Source organism: Aurantiacibacter marinus, assembly GCF_001021555.1.
Lineage (GTDB): Bacteria > Pseudomonadota > Alphaproteobacteria > Sphingomonadales > Sphingomonadaceae > Alteraurantiacibacter > Alteraurantiacibacter marinus.
The window spans coordinates 1,261,628-1,277,298 of the sequence record NZ_LDCP01000001.1 but is presented as its reverse complement, the minus strand read 5'-3'; the positions used below and the strand labels follow the sequence as shown (position 1 = coordinate 1,277,298).

General features: G+C 60.1%; 15 protein-coding genes. 4 read left to right on the top strand and 11 right to left on the bottom strand.

Going from position 1 to position 15,671, the window contains the following annotated elements; translation table 11 throughout:
* Window positions 1–5 precede the first annotated feature (5 nt).
* The 6 genes from AB731_RS06150 to AB731_RS06125 form a co-directional block, all read right to left on the bottom strand.
* Window positions 6–686 (bottom strand): spermidine synthase family protein, encoded by a 681-nt coding sequence (locus tag AB731_RS06150; protein WP_047091999.1) that lies wholly within the window; start codon window positions 684–686, stop codon window positions 6–8.
* Window position 687: 1 nt separating this feature from the next.
* Window positions 688–1,722 (bottom strand): succinylglutamate desuccinylase/aspartoacylase family protein, encoded by a 1,035-nt coding sequence (locus AB731_RS06145; RefSeq protein WP_047092962.1) that lies wholly within the window; start codon window positions 1,720–1,722, stop codon window positions 688–690.
* A 227-nt stretch (window positions 1,723–1,949) separates the two neighbouring features.
* Window positions 1,950–4,241 (bottom strand): polyribonucleotide nucleotidyltransferase, encoded by a 2,292-nt coding sequence (gene pnp, locus AB731_RS06140; RefSeq protein WP_047092000.1) that lies wholly within the window; start codon window positions 4,239–4,241, stop codon window positions 1,950–1,952.
* 230 nt (window positions 4,242–4,471) lie between these two features.
* Entirely contained in the window at window positions 4,472–4,741 is a 270-nt protein-coding gene (rpsO, locus tag AB731_RS06135) for a 30S ribosomal protein S15 (RefSeq protein WP_047092001.1), read from the bottom strand.
* Window positions 4,742–4,766: 25 nt separating this feature from the next.
* Window positions 4,767–5,762 carry a tRNA pseudouridine(55) synthase TruB gene (gene truB / locus AB731_RS06130; protein ID WP_047092002.1) on the bottom strand — a complete coding sequence of 332 codons (996 nt, stop codon included), beginning with the start codon at window positions 5,760–5,762 and terminating at the stop codon, window positions 4,767–4,769.
* Entirely contained in the window at window positions 5,755–6,441 is a 687-nt protein-coding gene (locus tag AB731_RS06125) for a site-2 protease family protein (RefSeq protein WP_047092003.1), read from the bottom strand. The genes truB and AB731_RS06125 overlap by 8 nt, the downstream gene beginning before the upstream one ends.
* A gap of 95 nt (window positions 6,442–6,536) precedes the next feature.
* On the opposite strand from AB731_RS06125, the gene AB731_RS06120 reads away from it, so the two are divergent.
* From AB731_RS06120 to AB731_RS06105, 4 genes are all read left to right on the top strand, one after another.
* Window positions 6,537–8,204, top strand: a complete 1,668-nt coding sequence (locus AB731_RS06120; RefSeq protein ID WP_047092963.1) for an AbgT family transporter — start codon at window positions 6,537–6,539, stop codon at window positions 8,202–8,204.
* Window positions 8,205–8,236: 32 nt separating this feature from the next.
* Complete coding sequence (locus AB731_RS06115; protein ID WP_047092004.1) at window positions 8,237–9,823, top strand: AbgT family transporter; 1,587 nt, start codon at window positions 8,237–8,239, stop codon at window positions 9,821–9,823.
* Between the two features lie 197 nt (window positions 9,824–10,020).
* Window positions 10,021–10,515, top strand: coding sequence for a flavodoxin family protein (locus AB731_RS06110; protein ID WP_047092005.1), 495 nt, complete (start codon window positions 10,021–10,023; stop codon window positions 10,513–10,515).
* A gap of 51 nt (window positions 10,516–10,566) precedes the next feature.
* Window positions 10,567–11,019: a hypothetical protein gene (locus AB731_RS06105; RefSeq protein WP_047092006.1), complete on the top strand. Its 453-nt coding sequence runs from the start codon at window positions 10,567–10,569 to the stop codon at window positions 11,017–11,019.
* A 28-nt stretch (window positions 11,020–11,047) separates the two neighbouring features.
* Here AB731_RS06105 and AB731_RS06100 read toward each other — a convergent pair whose 3' ends face one another.
* The 5 genes from AB731_RS06100 to infB all read right to left on the bottom strand — a co-directional run bounded on the left by AB731_RS06100 (window position 11,048) and on the right by infB (window position 15,660).
* The gene (locus tag AB731_RS06100; protein ID WP_047092007.1) at window positions 11,048–11,629 is read right to left on the bottom strand and encodes a thymidine kinase; all 582 of its coding nucleotides are present in this window, start codon (window positions 11,627–11,629) and stop codon (window positions 11,048–11,050) included.
* A 77-nt stretch (window positions 11,630–11,706) separates the two neighbouring features.
* Entirely contained in the window at window positions 11,707–12,123 is a 417-nt protein-coding gene (gene rbfA, locus AB731_RS06095) for a 30S ribosome-binding factor RbfA (RefSeq protein ID WP_047092008.1), read from the bottom strand.
* Window positions 12,123–12,677, bottom strand: coding sequence for a DUF1697 domain-containing protein (locus AB731_RS06090; protein WP_047092009.1), 555 nt, complete (start codon window positions 12,675–12,677; stop codon window positions 12,123–12,125). Before AB731_RS06090 ends, rbfA begins: the two co-directional genes overlap by 1 nt.
* Entirely contained in the window at window positions 12,677–13,120 is a 444-nt protein-coding gene (locus AB731_RS06085) for a PaaI family thioesterase (RefSeq protein WP_231638856.1), read from the bottom strand. The genes AB731_RS06090 and AB731_RS06085 overlap by 1 nt, the downstream gene beginning before the upstream one ends.
* Window positions 13,117–15,660, bottom strand: a complete 2,544-nt coding sequence (infB, locus tag AB731_RS06080) for a translation initiation factor IF-2 (protein ID WP_047092011.1) — start codon at window positions 15,658–15,660, stop codon at window positions 13,117–13,119. The genes AB731_RS06085 and infB overlap by 4 nt, the downstream gene beginning before the upstream one ends.
* Window positions 15,661–15,671: the final 11 nt, after the last annotated feature.

Below are 15,671 nucleotides of genomic sequence, written 5' to 3'. Positions count from 1 at the left end.
ACTGATCAGCGCCGGCGCGCAAACCAGATCGTGTGGTGCGGGCCCTTGTTATTGGGGCGCGCACGCACGGTGCGCACTTCGACATCCAATTGCGCATCACGCAGTCGGCCGGTGAACTTGTGATCTGGTGCGGCGGACCAGATCGCGATGATCCCGCCGGGCTTCAGCGCATCGCGCATGCGGGCAATGCCGGTGCGCGTGTACAGCCGTTCATTGCCTTCACGCACAATACCATCTGGCCCATTGTCAACATCCAGCAGGATCGCATCGAACAGGGGCGTTGTGCCGTCGACTGCGTCATCTATCAGCGCAGCGACATCGGCCAGTACGACTTCGCCGCGCGGATCGGAAAGGCTTTCGCCGGTCAGATCCGCCAGCGGCCCCTTCGCCCATTCGAGAATACCGGGCACCACTTCGGCCACAATAACACTGCCGCCTTCAGGCAGATGTTCCAGCGCAGCGCGGTACGTGAACCCCATGCCGTATCCGCCAATCAGGAGGCGAGGACCTGGCACGTCCAGCCGCTCCAGCGTCAGCTGGGCAAGCTGTTCTTCGCTGAACTGCATCCTGGTGCCCATCAGCTCATCCCGGCCGAGCATGATGATGAAGTCACGCCCATGGCTGACGAGGGTCAGCGTATCGCCGCCGGGTATCTGCGCAGTTGCTATTTCTTCGCGTGGTAACATTTCACATTATCTCGTCTTCATCGAATAGGGGATCGTCGATTGTAGCTTCCTCAATCGCCGTGAGGCGGGCATCGGCGGTGCCCGGAATGCGCACTCTGGCGATATGCATCAGCGCATCGCCCTGGTTGACGACCGGCATGACGCTGCGCCCTATTATCAGGCCCGTGAGAGGCGCCAGGACTGGGGTATCGTGGTCGCCGAAGGGATCGCTGATATAGCCAATCTGTTCATGTTCAAGAACCATTGTGCCGGTGTTCCGCATCGCACGGAATATGCCGCCTTGCTCTGCGCGAACCCAGCGACTGCCATCGCTGCGCACTGCACTTGCCGCAGGTGCTGGTTGTTTGCGCACGCCCATCTGTAGGTGAGCCATTACGCGCAGTATCCCGCGAACGCCGATACGAATGGCATATTCATTGAACCGCAGCGCTTCTCCCGATTCCATCAGCAACATTGTGCAGCCCGCCTCGTCCGCTGTCTGGCGGAGCGACCCGGGGCGGAGCGGCGACGCAATAATTGCAGGTGCGCCGAAGACATCTGCCAAAGCAGAAGCACCCAGATTATCCGGACTAAACCGGATTTGCGGCAAGTTTTCGCGGTTCATGCCAGCGGAATGCAGATCGATGCCGTAATCACTGCGCGCAAGAATCTCTGTTGTGAAAACATTGGCAAGCTGCGCTGCCAGAGAACCACGCTCGTTTCCGGGAAACACGCGGTTGAGATCGCGGCCATCAGGCAAATAACGACTGTGTGCGGTAAAACCGTATGCGTTCACCACTGGAATACACAGCAGCGTCCCGGCAATGCGCTTCGGCGATACATTTTTCAGCAACCGGCGGATCATCTCGACGCCGATGATCTCATTGCCATGCACCGCAGCGCTGACAAACAGGGTTGGCCCGGGCTTGGTGCCATGCAGCACCCGAACAGGCATGTTGATTTCAGTGCGTGTGGACAGGCGGCTGATAGGCAAATCGATCGTACGGGACGCACCCGCCTCGACGGTTTCCCCGCCAAGTGAAAACGGTTCACGCAAGGGTGCTCGCCTGCGGGGCGTGACTTGGGGCTTATCGTCCAACAGGAAATCCTCCAGCATTGCAGACAACGGTTTGCCTCGTTCCCATATTGGTAGCCTGCGCGGTTTTGGGGAAGCAACGCAGTCCCGGATCAACAGTCCCAGATTAGCTGTCAGAGAACAACCCGCCGCCATGAAAAAGGGCCGCGATCGCTCGCGGCCCTTTCCCTATAGTATGGTCGACGCGATTAGTCGTCCTTGAGGAAGGCAGGCATGTGGTCGGCACTGCCGCCACTGTCCTTGCCGCCGCCATCGTTGCCGCGAGGACCACGATCACCGCCACCGCGAGGACCACGGCCACCGCCGCCGCTGCGTGGGCCACGACGATCGCCACCGCCGCCGCCGCCGCTGCGCGGCTTGCTTTCGCGGGGAGGACGGGTGTCTTCCAGTTCCTCGCCGGTTTCCTGATCGACAACCCGCATAGACAGGCGAACCTTGCCGCGCTGGTCGATTTCAAGAACCTTGACCTTCACTTCGTCCCCTTCGGAAACGACGTCGGTCACTTTTTCGACGCGCTCGTTCTTCATTTCGGACACGTGGACGAGACCGTCCTTGCCGCCCATGAAGTTCACGAAGGCACCGAAATCAACGATGTTGACGACCTTGCCGTCATACACCTTGCCGACTTCGGCTTCTTCCACGATGCCGGCAATCCATGCCCGCGCCGCTTCGATCTGGCTGATGTCGGAGGAACTGATCTTGATCAGGCCTTCATCATCGATGTCCACCTTCGCGCCGGTTTCAGCAACGATTTCGCGGATAACCTTGCCGCCGGTGCCGATGATGTCACGGATCTTCGCCTTGTCGATCTGCATCGTTTCGATACGCGGTGCGTGAGCCGAAAGTTCAGTCCGTGCGCCGGTGAGTGCCTTGGCCATCTCGCCCAGAATGTGCGCGCGGCCAGCCTTGGCCTGCGACAATGCCTGTGTCATGATTTCCTGGGTGATCCCGGCAACCTTGATGTCCATCTGCATGGTGGTGATACCCTGTTCGGTACCGGCCACCTTGAAGTCCATGTCGCCAAGGTGATCTTCGTCGCCCAGAATGTCGGACAATACGGTGAATTCGTCACCTTCGAGGATCAGACCCATGGCGATCCCGGAAACCGGACGCGTCACCGGCACACCGGCATCCATCATCGACAGACAGCCACCGCAAATCGTGGCCATCGAAGATGAACCGTTGGACTCGGTAATGTCGCTGAGAACGCGGATCGTGTACGGGAAATCTTCCTTGGAAGGCAGAACAGCACGCAGAGCGCGCCATGCCAGCTTACCATGGCCGATATCGCGGCGGCTTGGTGCGCCAAAACGGCCCACTTCACCAACCGAATAGGGCGGGAAGTTATAGTGCAGCATGAAGTTGGTGTACGTCAGACCTTCCAGCCCGTCGATCATCTGCTCGCTGTCCTTGGTGCCCAGCGTCGTGGTGCAGATTGCCTGCGTTTCACCGCGCGTGAACAGCGATGAACCATGTGCACGGGGCAGGAAGCCAACGATGGCTTCAATCTGGCGCACTTCGTCGGTCTTGCGTCCGTCGATGCGTGTGCCGTCCTTCAGGATAGCGCCGCGAACGATTTCGGCTTCGAGCTTCTTGACGACCTTGCCAGCTGCCATTTGCGTCTGGCCGTCTTCGTCGGCAAACGCTTCCTTGGCCTTGGCCCGGACTGCGTTGAGCGCGTCCGAACGCGCAGACTTGTCGGTCAGTTTGTAGGCAGCAGCAATATCGCCGCCGACTACGCCGGCCAGCTTGTCCTTGATGGCGGAGTTGTCGGAAACGGCAACATCCCAAGGTTCCTTGGCAGCCTGCTCGGCCAGATCGATGATCGCACTGACGACCTTCTTGATCTCGTCATGAGCGAACATGACGCCGCCCAGCATGACTTCTTCAGAAAGCTCTTTCGCTTCCGATTCCACCATCATCACGGCATTGCCGGTCGCGGCGACAATCAGGTCAAGCGCGCCATCGGCAGCAACCGACTGAGCCGGGTTCAGCGTATATTCGCCGTCTTCATAACCCACGCGGCATGCGCCGATCGGGCCCATGAAGGGAACGCCGGAAATGGTCAGTGCAGCGGAAGCTGCGATCATTGCGACGATATCCGGTTCGGTTTCGCCATCATAAGACAGGACCTGGCAAATCACGTTGATTTCGTTGTAGAAACCTTCGGGGAACAGCGGGCGAACCGGACGGTCGATCAGGCGGCTGGTCAGCGTTTCCTTTTCGGTCGCGCCGCGCTCACGCTTGAAGAAGCCGCCGGGAATGCGGCCTGCTGCGGAGAATTTTTCCTGATAGTGGACGGTCAGCGGGAAGAAATCCTGCCCTTCCTTCACACTCTTGGCGGCGGTCACGGCGCACAGCACCACGGTTTCGCCATAAGTGGCCAGAACAGCGCCGTCGGCTTGACGGGCGATTTGGCCTGTTTCGAGGGTGAGGGTCTTGCCGCCCCACTCAATCGATACGGTTTTCTTGTCGAACATGTATTTTCCTTATTGAACCCGCCCGCCACATTGCGATGCGGGGCCTATTTGTCTGGTTGTATCGCGGTCGCAGAAACCGGTTTCCACTTTCTGCCGCGATACTTCCAATCCGGGAAAACCGTCCCGGTCCGGTGCGAGGCGCTTGTAAGCCCCAAGGATGGCAGCCGGATGCCGCCATACCCCAAATGCGAGAAAGGCGGCCCGTTGGAGCCGCCTTTTTCACGAAACTCTTATTTACGAAGACCCAGCTTCTGGATCAGCGCGTTGTACCGCGCCAGATCTTCTTTCTTCAGATAGGCCAGCAGCGAACGACGCTTGTTGACCATCTTCAGCAGACCACGGCGGGAATGGTTATCCTTGTGGTTGCCCTTGAAGTGATCGGTCAGGTTGCGAATGCGCTCTGTGAGGATCGCTACCTGTACTTCGGGGGAGCCGGTGTCGCCGTCGCTCTGGGCGTTTTCGGCAATGACTTCGGCCTTACGTTCTGCAGTAATCGTCATGTAATTCGTACCTTCCGCAGTATCTTTAAAGGTTGAACCCCCGCACGACCTTCATCGCGCCCCCGTTAAGTTCCACCAAAGCCACCGGAACATCGTCCAGTCTGGCAAAGTAGAGCCCGTCGGGGTGGGGCAGATCAGAAACGACCCGGCCTTGTCTGGCCGCCTGCGCACTTGTCTGATCGAGAGCGAGAACCGGGATACCGTCCAGCCCCGCCTCCAGTGACAGGAGGTGGTCTTGAAGAGGCGCGCCCTTACCGATTTCATTCAGCATGTCCAGCGAAATCGCCTGTTCCTCGCGGAATGGGCCAGCCTGTGTTCGCCTTAGATAGGTGACGTGGCCAACTGTGCCAAGGGCGCGCGCGATGTCCCGTGCAAGAGAACGGATGTAAGTCCCTTTGGAGACACGCGCGACCAGCGTGACGGCATCGGCCATCTCCAACGGCGCCTGCGGGTCCCACGGGTCAGGCCTGCCAAGCGTGGTGTCGAAAGCAGAGACGCCTTCGCCGGACAAATCAGGGCCAGTGAAAGAAAGCGAATGAATGGTGACGCGCCGCGTCTTCAGCTCAACTTCCTCCCCTGCCCGCGCCAGATCATATGCGCGTCTGCCGTCCACCTTCAGCGCGGAATATTTGGGAGGGACCTGGTCAATCTCGCCAGTGAAATGCTCACAAATTGCGGCAATGGCGGCCAGCGGCGGGCGGCGGTCTGACGTGGCGGTGACTTCGCCTTCTGTGTCGAGAGTGGTCGTTTCTTCGCCAAACTGGATCGTGAATTCATACGTCTTGTCGGCATCAAGCATACGGCCGGTCAGCTTCGTCGCTTCTCCCAACGCAATGAGCAGAACACCCTCTGCCAGCGGATCGAGAGTGCCGCCGTGGCCCGTCTTGACCTTGCCGTAACCTGCTTCGCGCAAATTTCGCTTCACCGCGCCAACCGCCTGTGTAGAGCCAAGCCCGCGCGGCTTGTCGAGGATCAGCCAGCCGTTTGGTGCGGTCTTATCAGGGACTGGCCTGTCACTCACCGGCAATTGCTCCAGCCAGCGACAGATATTTGTCCATCACCCATTCGACCGGCGGCAGCACCACATTCTCGACGATGCCAGCACCGGGGAAGATATACGGCACGGCCACCAGCAGGACGAACAGCAACGGGAATCCGAGCGGGCGGATTTTCTCATAAGCCTTTGCGGCAGAGCGCGGCAGGAGTCCCTCAATCACGTGCGATCCATCAAACGGCGGGATTGGCAGCAGGTTGAAAAGCGCAAGGAAGATATTGATCGAGATGAAATAGACCAGGGCTGTGACAAACAAGTGCGGTTCCCCGCCTGGGCCACCGGCAAGATTCGGCGCGATCAGGCCGAGCAACACCGCCCCGATCGCCGCCAGCACGAAATTCGTACCGGGCCCTGCCGCCGCCACAGCCATCATGCCAAACCGCGGATTGTTCAGGCGTTGTTTGATGACCGGCACCGGCTTGGCCCAGCCGAACACCGGCATTCCGGCCAGCGCGAGCGCTCCCGGCACCAGCAGCGTCCCGATGGGATCGACATGGCGGATGGGATTGAGGCTGAGCCTGTTCTGCTCCTGAGCGGTCGGATCGCCCAGCATCAAAGCGACCCAGCCGTGGGCCACTTCATGAAAAACGATGGCGATGATCAAGCAAGGGATCAGGATGCTTGCCAGAAGAAGGGTGTCAGTCATTGCGTCCTAGATGGGGAAGGCTGCAGCAAGGGTAAAGACCTGCGGCCATCTGCATGTTAGCAGACGCCATATTGTTTTTCGGGACAGGACGCAAAATGAACGATACCGCCGCCGCTGCGCCTCAGGCTCAAACAGGTTTTCTCGGATACGTTGAACGCACGGGCAATAAATTGCCCGATCCTGTTTTCATCTTCTTTTACCTGATCTTGGCGCTCGTAGTGATATCGATCATCTGCGAACTGGCAGGCGTTTCTGCGTTCCATCCGACCTTGGTGGACGAGGCGACCGGATTGCCAAGCACGATCCAGGCCACCAGCCTGCTTTCGGCGGAGAACATACAGCGGCTCTGGGTGCAAATGCCGACGACGTTCACCCATTTCCATCCTCTCGGCTATGTTCTTGTCGTAATGCTGGGCGCAGGTGTGGCGGAACGGTCCGGCTTTTTTGCTGCAGGCATGTCCGCCGCAGTCAGAAAGGCACCGACAGCCCTTTTGACGCCCGTAGTTGCACTGGTGGCGATGCTGGGCAACCATGCCGCCGACGCAGGATATGTGGTGTTGATCCCGCTCGCAGGCATTCTGTTCGCCGCGGCGGGCCGGCACCCGCTGGCAGGTATTGCAGCCGCCTTCGCCGGTGTGTCCGGCGGTTTCTCGGCTAACATCTCGCCCGGTCAGCTTGATGCACTATTGTTCGGGATTACCGAAGAAGCGGTTGGCGGCAGCGGGCTTGACCCGATGTGGACCACCAATATTGCGGGCAATTGGTATTTCATTACCGCAATGACGTTCCTGTATCTGCCGCTGATCTGGTACGTCACCGACAAGATAATTGAACCGCGTCTGGGCGCTTGGAAGGGCGGTGCCTCGGCACCGGGAACTGCGTCTACCGTGGCCACGGAAACCAGCCCTGATCCGGATGAACATACTGGCCCCGCAGCAGCCAAAGGCCTGCGGCATGCGGGCCTTGCTGCAATCTTTGTCGTCGCCCTGTGGGCGGCCATGGTGTTCGCGCCGGGAACTCCGCTCATCAATGAGGCTGCGTGCGAGGGTTTGACCGATTGTTCAATCCACACGGAGCTCGATCCGTTCTACAAATCGCTGGTCGCTGCATTCTTCATTCTGTTTCTGCTGACGGGCTGGGCCTATGGCCGCGCGGCGGGGACAATCAACGATCACCGTGACCTCGTGGCCATGATGGCGGAGTCCATGAAAGACATGGGCTACTACCTCGTCCTCGCCTTTGCCGCAGCGCATTTTGTGGCGATGTTCAACTGGTCGAATCTCGGGCTTATTTCGGCCGTTCACGGCGCAGATGCGATCCAGTCGACTGGCTTGCCGCTTCCGCTGGTCATCGGCCTGATGGTGCTGTTCGCGGCGCTGCTGAATCTTTTCGTGGGTTCGGCCAGCGCGAAATGGGCTTTGCTCGCGCCGATCCTGGTGCCGATGCTAATGCTGCTCGGGATTAGCCCCGAGGGCGCTACCGCAGCGTACCGTGTTGGCGACAGTGCAACCAACATCATTACTCCGCTGATGGTCTATTTCCCGCTGATCCTCGTCTTCGCCCAGCGCTGGCAGAAGGATTTCGGCCTTGGTAGCCTGACCGCCATGATGCTGCCGTACTCGATATGGCTGTTGATTTCGGGCACCTTGCTGATTGTTGTCTGGTTCTATCTCGGCATTCCGCTTGGGCCCGATGCGCCGGTCGGTTACGTCCTGCCTTCGGCAGCAGATGCGTCCGGCATGGCTTTACCAGCTACGCAATAGTCCGAATTTGCCAGCATACCGGGGGGGAAGAGATGAACACGAGCGGCACGCCAACTGCGCAAAGCGGTTTTCTCGGCTGGATCGAACGGACGGGCAACCGCCTGCCCGATCCGGTGCTATTGTTCGTTTATTTCATCGCCATCCTGATCGCGCTGTCTGTGGCGGCGAACCTTGCCGGATGGGCCGCGCCGCATCCGGCAGAGATAGATCCGGACACCGGTACCAATCGCCTGATCACGGTTGAGAGCCTGCTGTCGGAGGAAAACCTGCGCCGGCTGCTGACGCTGGTGCCCGAAACCTTCACCCACTTCCCGCCATTGGGCTTCGTGCTGGTGGTGATGCTGGGCGCTGGCGTGGCAGAGCGGTCCGGCCTGTTCACCACCGCCATGCGCGCCAGCGTCGCCAACGCACCGCGCTTCTGGCTCACCCCCGCGATGGCGCTGGCCTGCATGATGGCGAACCACGCCGCCGATGCCGCCTTTGTGGTGATGATCCCGCTGGCCGCGATCATCTACCACGCAGCGGGCCGCCATCCGCTTGTGGGCATCGGGGTTAGCTTTGCCGCAGTGTCAGGCGCGTTCAGCGCGAACCTGGTACCGGGCCAATTGGATGCGCTGCTGCTGGGCATTACAGAGGCCGCCGTTCAAACGGTGTTCGGCGATTACACGATCAATATCGCAGGCAATTGGTACTTCATCGCCGCGATGACTGTTGCCTATCTGCCAGTCATCTGGTTCGTGACGGACCGGATGATAGAGCCGCGCCTTGGCGCCTATGATCCATCGCTTGCAGGTGAAGCGGCCACCGAAGAAGCGCCCACGGCCATTACCGCGGATCAGAAGCGCGGTATGCGCAACGCCGGGCTGGTAGTGCTGGGCCTCGTGGCCCTGTGGCTGTTCCTCTTCTTCGGACCTGTGACACCTCTGATAGACCCGGCCGCCCCGCCCGAAGCACAGTTGAACCCCCTTTACAAAAGCCTGCTGCCGTTCTTCCTGCTGGTCTTCCTGCTGCCCGGATACGCCTATGGCAAAGCTGCCGGGACAATTGGCGATCACCGCGATCTGATTGGCATGATGGCAGACGCAATGAAGGACATGGCCTATTACCTCGTCCTCAGTTTCGTAGCGGCGCATTTCGTGGTCATGTTCGCGTGGTCCAATCTTGGTATCGTGCTGGCGGTGACTGGCGCAGATACACTGAAGGCGAGCGGGTTGCCGGTGTGGGCCATGCTGATCGCCATCGTGCTGTTCGGTGCGGCGCTGAACCTGATCATCGGTTCTGCCAGTGCGAAATGGGCGCTGCTCGCCCCGGTCCTGGTGCCCATGCTGATGCTGCTCGGCGTCTCCCCCGAAATGACCACAGCGGCCTACCGCGTGGGCGACAGCGCGACCAATATCATCACCCCGCTGATGGTGTATTTCCCGCTCATCCTGATCTTTTGCCAGCGCTGGAACAAACATTTCGGCCTGGGCAGCCTGACCGCGCTGATGATGCCGTATTTCTTCGGGATTATGGCAGCGGGGCTGGCGGTAACGGTCAGCTGGGTGGTGTTCGATATTCCGCTTGGGCCGGGCACGTCAGTGTTCATGGATATTCCCGCTGCAACGGGCTCAGGGTGACAAAGGTTACACCCTGTCACCTTGTACGATAGGCTGGTTTTCCGCAGAAATCCGCCATGCACCGGCTGATTGAGACAGGGTGACACTTTTCGTTTGAAAAACGCGCAATGCCGGGATCAACAGTGTCAAAGAACTGTCCGGTCCAATGCACAACGCGCCGCTTGTAGGACAGGCCAGAGCCTCTAAGCTGCCGGACGATGGAAAAGACACTTGCGATCATCTGGTACAGTTTCACCAGCGGCTCCCGCCAGTTGGCGGATGCCGCGCGCGGCGGCGCCGTGGAGGCGGGGGGCGTGGACGTGCGCCTCCTGGCAGCAGAGGACGCTGAATCCGCCGATTTGCTGAACGCAGACGGCTACATTTTCGTCTGCCCGGAAAACCTCGCCGCGATTGCCGGCGTGATGAAAGCCTTTTTCGACCGGACCTATTACGATGTCCTCGGCCAGATCGAAGGCCGACCCTACGCCGCGATGATCTGCGCCGGATCGGACGGGAGCAACGCACAACGCCAGTTGGAGCGGATTGCAACCGGATGGCGGCTGAAGCGGGTGGCTGAGACGCGGATCGTCAATGTGAAGGCGCAGACGAAAGAGGAAATCCTCTCGCCGAAGCAAATAGACGAGGCTGAATTGGCCGAGGCCCACGTACTAGGCGAAACTTTGGCGGCTGGTCTGGATCTAGGGGTTTTTTGATGCAAGGTAACTTCAGGAAATCAACGTCGCTTTCGATGGGAACATGCTCGAATGGCTGAAATCTTCGAGCCGACCAGAGCCGCGCAATGGCTGATGTTCAGCGGCGCACTGGCGATCTTCTGGGCCTCTCTGCTGGGCCTGTTCATGATGATCCCGCACTTGCAGATGAGCACTCTTTCCAAAGCAACGCGGAGCGTCAACTTTCGCCTGCTCCTATCCGCGCACCTCGACTGGATTATGCTGGCCTTCATGCAAGGCCTGGCGGCAGGACTACTCGTGCTCTTCGATCTGTCAGCACCGGTTTGGCTGGTCGCAGGCATCATCTTTGGCGGCTGGATGAACGCAGTCCCCTATTTCCTGCGCGCTTTCGGCATAAACGCTTTCGTTTATGGCGGGGAAACCATCCAGAAGACCGCGTTTATCCTAGGCGGTATCTCCGTCTTCATCTTGACGATAGCGTGGGGAATACTGGCCTGGAAAGCCGGAGCGGTATTGCTCGGATAATCCCTGTTCCCGGGATTAGTGACCGCACCTATTTGTACATCGCAAGCGATTGCGCAAAATGCCGCCGGCACAGCGCGAGATAGCGTTCATTCCCGCCGATTTCGGTCTGCGCCCCCTCGCCCACCGCTTCGCCGGTGTCGGACACGCGCAGGTTCATGGTCGCCTTGCGGCCGCAGTGGCACACCGCTTTCAGTTCCTGCATCGAGTCTGCGATGCCGAGCAGCACGGCAGAGCCGGGGAACAGATCGCCGCGAAAATCCGTGCGAAGGCCGTAACACAGCACTGGAATATTAGCCTCGTCCGCCAACCGTGCGCATTGCCACACCTGCATCGCGGTGAGGAATTGCGCCTCGTCGATCAGCACGCAGGCGAGCGGGGATGCGGCGTGCTGCGAAGAGACTTCACTCCACAAATTCGTGCCGGGGGTGAAGCGCCGCGCGTCTGCGGTCAGGCCGATGCGGCTGGCAATAGGGCTTTCGGTTCGCGTGTCGATCGCGGCGGTCCACAGCATGGTGGCCATGCCGCGTTCGCGGTAATTGAAATCTGCCTGCAGCAGCGTGGTCGATTTGCCCGCATTCATGCTGGCGTAGTAGAAATAGAGTTTGGCCATGCTTCACGGTATGAAAGCAAGGACGACCCTTCGACAAGCTCAGGGTGAACCGAATTCGGGAGTTATTCCCCGCCCGCTTACCTGCCCGCTTCCCCGTCCGCTTCATCGTCCGTAATATCCCGCCGCACCTTCGGGTCATCCAGCAGTTCCTCGATCCGGCTCGCCTCATCGAAGCTCTCGTCGGCACGGAATTGCAGTTTCGGCGCAAATTTCAGGCCAAGGCGCTGGGCGACTTCGCGCTGGAAAAACGCCGTGTTGGTACGCAGCGCCTTGATGATCACATCTTCGTCCTGGCCCAGCAGCGGCTTCACATAGACCTTGGCATTGCGCAGATCGGGCGACATGCGCACTTCGGTGACGGAGATGCTGGAGGCGCGCAGAAGCGGATCATGCGCCTCTTCCCGCGCGAGCAGTTCGGACAGGATATGGCGCACGCGCTCACCCACCTTCAGCAGGCGGACGGATTGTTCTTCAGGGGCGGAATGGCGGGGCATTATTCTTCCATCTTGTCCAAAATGCGCTGCAGGGATCGCATGTTGCGTGCCGTGCCGCGCATCTGCATTCTGCGTTCGATAAAATCGCCGGTCAATTTGCTGGAGCCGACGCCGCCAGCGTAATCGATATAGAGGCAGCGCGGCCCCTTGGCGATGCGTTCCGGTCCGCGTGCTCCTTTGCCGCGTCCGTTGTGATCGTACAGCAGCGCATCGAAACCTGACGGATCGACTTCCCCTTCGAGGAACAGCGTGTGGACGAGATTGTCCTCGCCCTCACCGTAAAACGGGTTGTCTTCGATGGCGGAGCGCACTTCGGCAGCATTGCGCACGGCGGCAAAGGTTTCAAAGCGGAAGCGGTCCTGCACGATGAAAGCGAGCATTTCGGACAGGCCATCTGTCGGGCGATCTTCGTAGGAGAACAGCACGTTGCCGCTGGCGACAACGGTTTCGATGTCTTCCAGTTCTTCGCGCTCCAACGCCTCGCGCAATTCCGCCATGGTCAGCCGGTTGCCGCCGACATTCATGCTGGCGAAAAAGGCGACGTAACGCTGCATCAGGCGTCTGGCCCCTGCTCCTTGGTCGCGCCGGGCCAATCGGTCGGGATCGTGGTGGCGGTTGCGCGCGCGCACAGCTTTCCGCTGGCGTCGAACAATTCGCTTTCAACAAAGGTCACTCGCCGGCCAGCTTTCACCGCCCGCGCTTTCACCGTGATTCGTTCCAGGGGCACCGGCCGCAGCAGCGACAGATTGATGTCCAGCGTCAGTTGCAGCTTGCCCTGCGTGGCAAGATACACCGCCGCGCCCATCGCTTCATCCATCGGCGCCGCTAGCAATCCGCCCTGCACGCTGCCGCGCATGTTGGAAAACTCGGGCGGCATGGTGAACGCCATTTCGACGGTCATGGTGTCTTCATCCATGCCGACGAATTCAGCGCCCATCAGCTTGGCAGAGGGCCATTGCAGGATCCCCGACCGCTCTGTCATCGGTGGTGCGTTCAAAGCGTACGCTCTTGCTCGTTCACCTCATACACTTCGAGCTGATCGCCAGCCTTGATGTCGTTGGTGTCTTCCAGAACCACACCGCATTCGAGGCCCGCGCGGACTTCGTCCACATCGTCCTTGAAGCGCCTGAGCGAGGCGATGGTGGTGGCGGACACGATGATATCGTCGCGGGTGAGACGAGCGTGCAGACCTTTGCGGATGACGCCTTCCTCGACCAGCAGACCAGCCGCCTTGTCCTTCTTGCCGGACTTGAACACCTCTTTGACAGCTGCACGGCCGACAACGGTTTCGACTTTGAGCGGGCCGAGTTCACCCAGCAATTCGCCGGTGACTTCGTCGGTCAGGTGATAGATCACATCGTGATACATCATCCGCACGCCGTCCCGCTTCACCAGTTCGCGCGCCTTGGCATTCGGGCGCACGTTGAAGCCGATGATGGGGGCCTTGGACCCTGACGCCAGCTGCACATCGGTTTCCGTGATAGCACCAACGCCGGCGTGCAGGACGCGGACCTTGATGTCATCGTTGGAAAGATTGTGCAGCGCCGTGGTGATAGCTTCCACAGAGCCCTGAACGTCCGCCTTCACCACACATGGCCATTCGATGACGTTCGATTTGTTGAACATCGTATCAAAGCTGGTGGGGGCAAGAGCGGTACGCTTTTCAGTCGCCTTTTCCTGACGATATTGCGCCACTTCACGGGCGCGCTGTTCGTTTTCGACCACGGTGAGCAATTCACCAGCCGACGGAACGCCGCCAAGGCCGAGGACTTCGACCGGCATGGAAGGGCCAGCTTCCTTGATCTGCTTGCCCTGATCGTTGACGATCGCGCGGACCTTGCCGCTTTCGGTGCCGACAACAAAGGTATCGCCGCGCTTCAGCGTGCCGCGATTGATCAGCACAGTGGCAACAGGGCCGCGACCCTTGTCCAGCTGTGCTTCGACCACGGTGGCTTCGGCCGGACGGTCCGGGCGGGCCTTCAGTTCAAGCAATTCAGCCTGCAGCGCGATCTTCTCGATCAGTTCTTCCAGGCCGGTGCCGTTCTTGGCGGAGATTTCCACGTCCTGCACATCGCCGGACATGGCTTCCACCATCACTTCATGTTCCAGCAAACGCTCGCGAATTTTCTGGGCGTTGGCTTCGGGCTTGTCGATCTTGTTGATCGCCACGATCATCGGGACATTGGCCGCCTTGGCGTGCTTAATCGCCTCGATCGTCTGCGGCATGATGCCATCATCGGCGGCAACCACCAGCACCACGATATCGGTGACGTTGGCACCGCGCTGGCGCATTTCGGTAAAGGCCGCGTGGCCCGGCGTATCGAGGAAAGTGACCTTGGAGCCGTCCTTGGTCGTCACCTGATAGGCACCGATATGCTGCGTAATCCCCCCAGCTTCGCCGCGTGTCACATTGGTTTTGCGAAGCGCATCAAGCAGGCTGGTCTTGCCATGATCGACATGGCCCATGACCGCCACGATGGGTGGACGCGGAACCATTGTTTCAACCGGATCATCGTCCTCGGTCGTCTGAATATCGACGTCGGCTTCGGAAACCTTCTGAATGGTGTGGCCGAACTGTTCGACCAGCAATTCTGCGGTGTCCTGGTCAATCGTCTGGTTGACGGTGACCATCATGTCGAGGTTGAACAGTTCTTTCACAAGATCTGCGCCCTTCTCGCCCATGCGTTTCGCCAGTTCACCAACGGTGATGGCTTCCGGCACGACCACGTCGCGGAACTGCTTTTCACGCGGCGCGCTGGAGCCGCCGCCATGTGCACGGCGTTCCTTTTCACGGGCCCGCTTGAGCGCAGCGAGACTGCGGGCACGGCGGCCTTCGTCTTCGTTCAGCGCACGGTTGACCGTCAGCTTGCCCGAACGGCGCTTGTCGGCCGGGGAACTGCCCGCACCGCCGCCGCCACGTTTCGGCTTTTCTTCGCGCTTCTTTTCCGGACGTTTGGGTTCAGGCCGGGCAACAGGGGTAAACTTGCGTGCAGCTGGCACAGTTTTGGCTTCAGCTTCCGGAGCCTCTGCCGGCGCGTCCTGCACTGCCTGTTCGGCCTCAGCTTCGGCCTTGGCCTCAGCCTTGGCTTCCTGCTCAGCATCCTTTGCAGCAACAACTTCTGCCTCACGATTGGCCTCGGCGCGCTGTTTCTCTGTCTCGGCGGCCTTTCTGGCCTGCTCTTCCTCACGCTTCCGCGATTCCTCGCCCTGGCGCAGCCGGTCTTCCTCAGCCTCGCGCTGCATCCGAGCGACGCGTTCCTGCGGGGTTTCGCCCGCCGGTGCAGCCTTCTTGGGCGCAGGAGCCTTGGCCACCGGAGCCGGGGCCGGTGTCGGCGCCGGAGGGGGTGGCGGCGGAGGAGGAGGCGCCGCAACGGGTTCTTCGCCCGGCTTCACGAGCTTACGGCGACGCTTCACTTCAACCGCAACCTTGTTGGTGCGGCCGTGGCTGAAGGTCTGCTTGACCTCGCCTGCGTCTACCGAGCGCTTGAGGCCAAGCGGCTTGCGGGTGCGCTTCGGTGTGTCGTTTTCTTCGCTCATGTGCTCGTACT

Coding starts and splice junctions, on each gene's coding strand:
- AB731_RS06090 (WP_047092009.1), bottom strand. CDS start 12,677: ATGCAGCGTTACGTCGCCTTTTTCGCCAGCATGAATGTCGGCGGCAAC.
- rbfA (WP_047092008.1), bottom strand. CDS start 12,123: ATGCCCCGCCATTCCGCCCCTGAAGAACAATCCGTCCGCCTGCTGAAG.
- AB731_RS06150 (WP_047091999.1), bottom strand. CDS start 686: ATGTTACCACGCGAAGAAATAGCAACTGCGCAGATACCCGGCGGCGAT.
- AB731_RS06105 (WP_047092006.1), top strand. CDS start 10,567: ATGGCTGAAATCTTCGAGCCGACCAGAGCCGCGCAATGGCTGATGTTC.
- rpsO (WP_047092001.1), bottom strand. CDS start 4,741: ATGACGATTACTGCAGAACGTAAGGCCGAAGTCATTGCCGAAAACGCC.
- infB (WP_047092011.1), bottom strand. CDS start 15,660: ATGAGCGAAGAAAACGACACACCGAAGCGCACCCGCAAGCCGCTTGGC.
- AB731_RS06120 (WP_047092963.1), top strand. CDS start 6,537: ATGAACGATACCGCCGCCGCTGCGCCTCAGGCTCAAACAGGTTTTCTC.
- AB731_RS06110 (WP_047092005.1), top strand. CDS start 10,021: ATGGAAAAGACACTTGCGATCATCTGGTACAGTTTCACCAGCGGCTCC.
- pnp (WP_047092000.1), bottom strand. CDS start 4,241: ATGTTCGACAAGAAAACCGTATCGATTGAGTGGGGCGGCAAGACCCTC.
- AB731_RS06115 (WP_047092004.1), top strand. CDS start 8,237: ATGAACACGAGCGGCACGCCAACTGCGCAAAGCGGTTTTCTCGGCTGG.
- AB731_RS06125 (WP_047092003.1), bottom strand. CDS start 6,441: ATGACTGACACCCTTCTTCTGGCAAGCATCCTGATCCCTTGCTTGATC.
- AB731_RS06100 (WP_047092007.1), bottom strand. CDS start 11,629: ATGGCCAAACTCTATTTCTACTACGCCAGCATGAATGCGGGCAAATCG.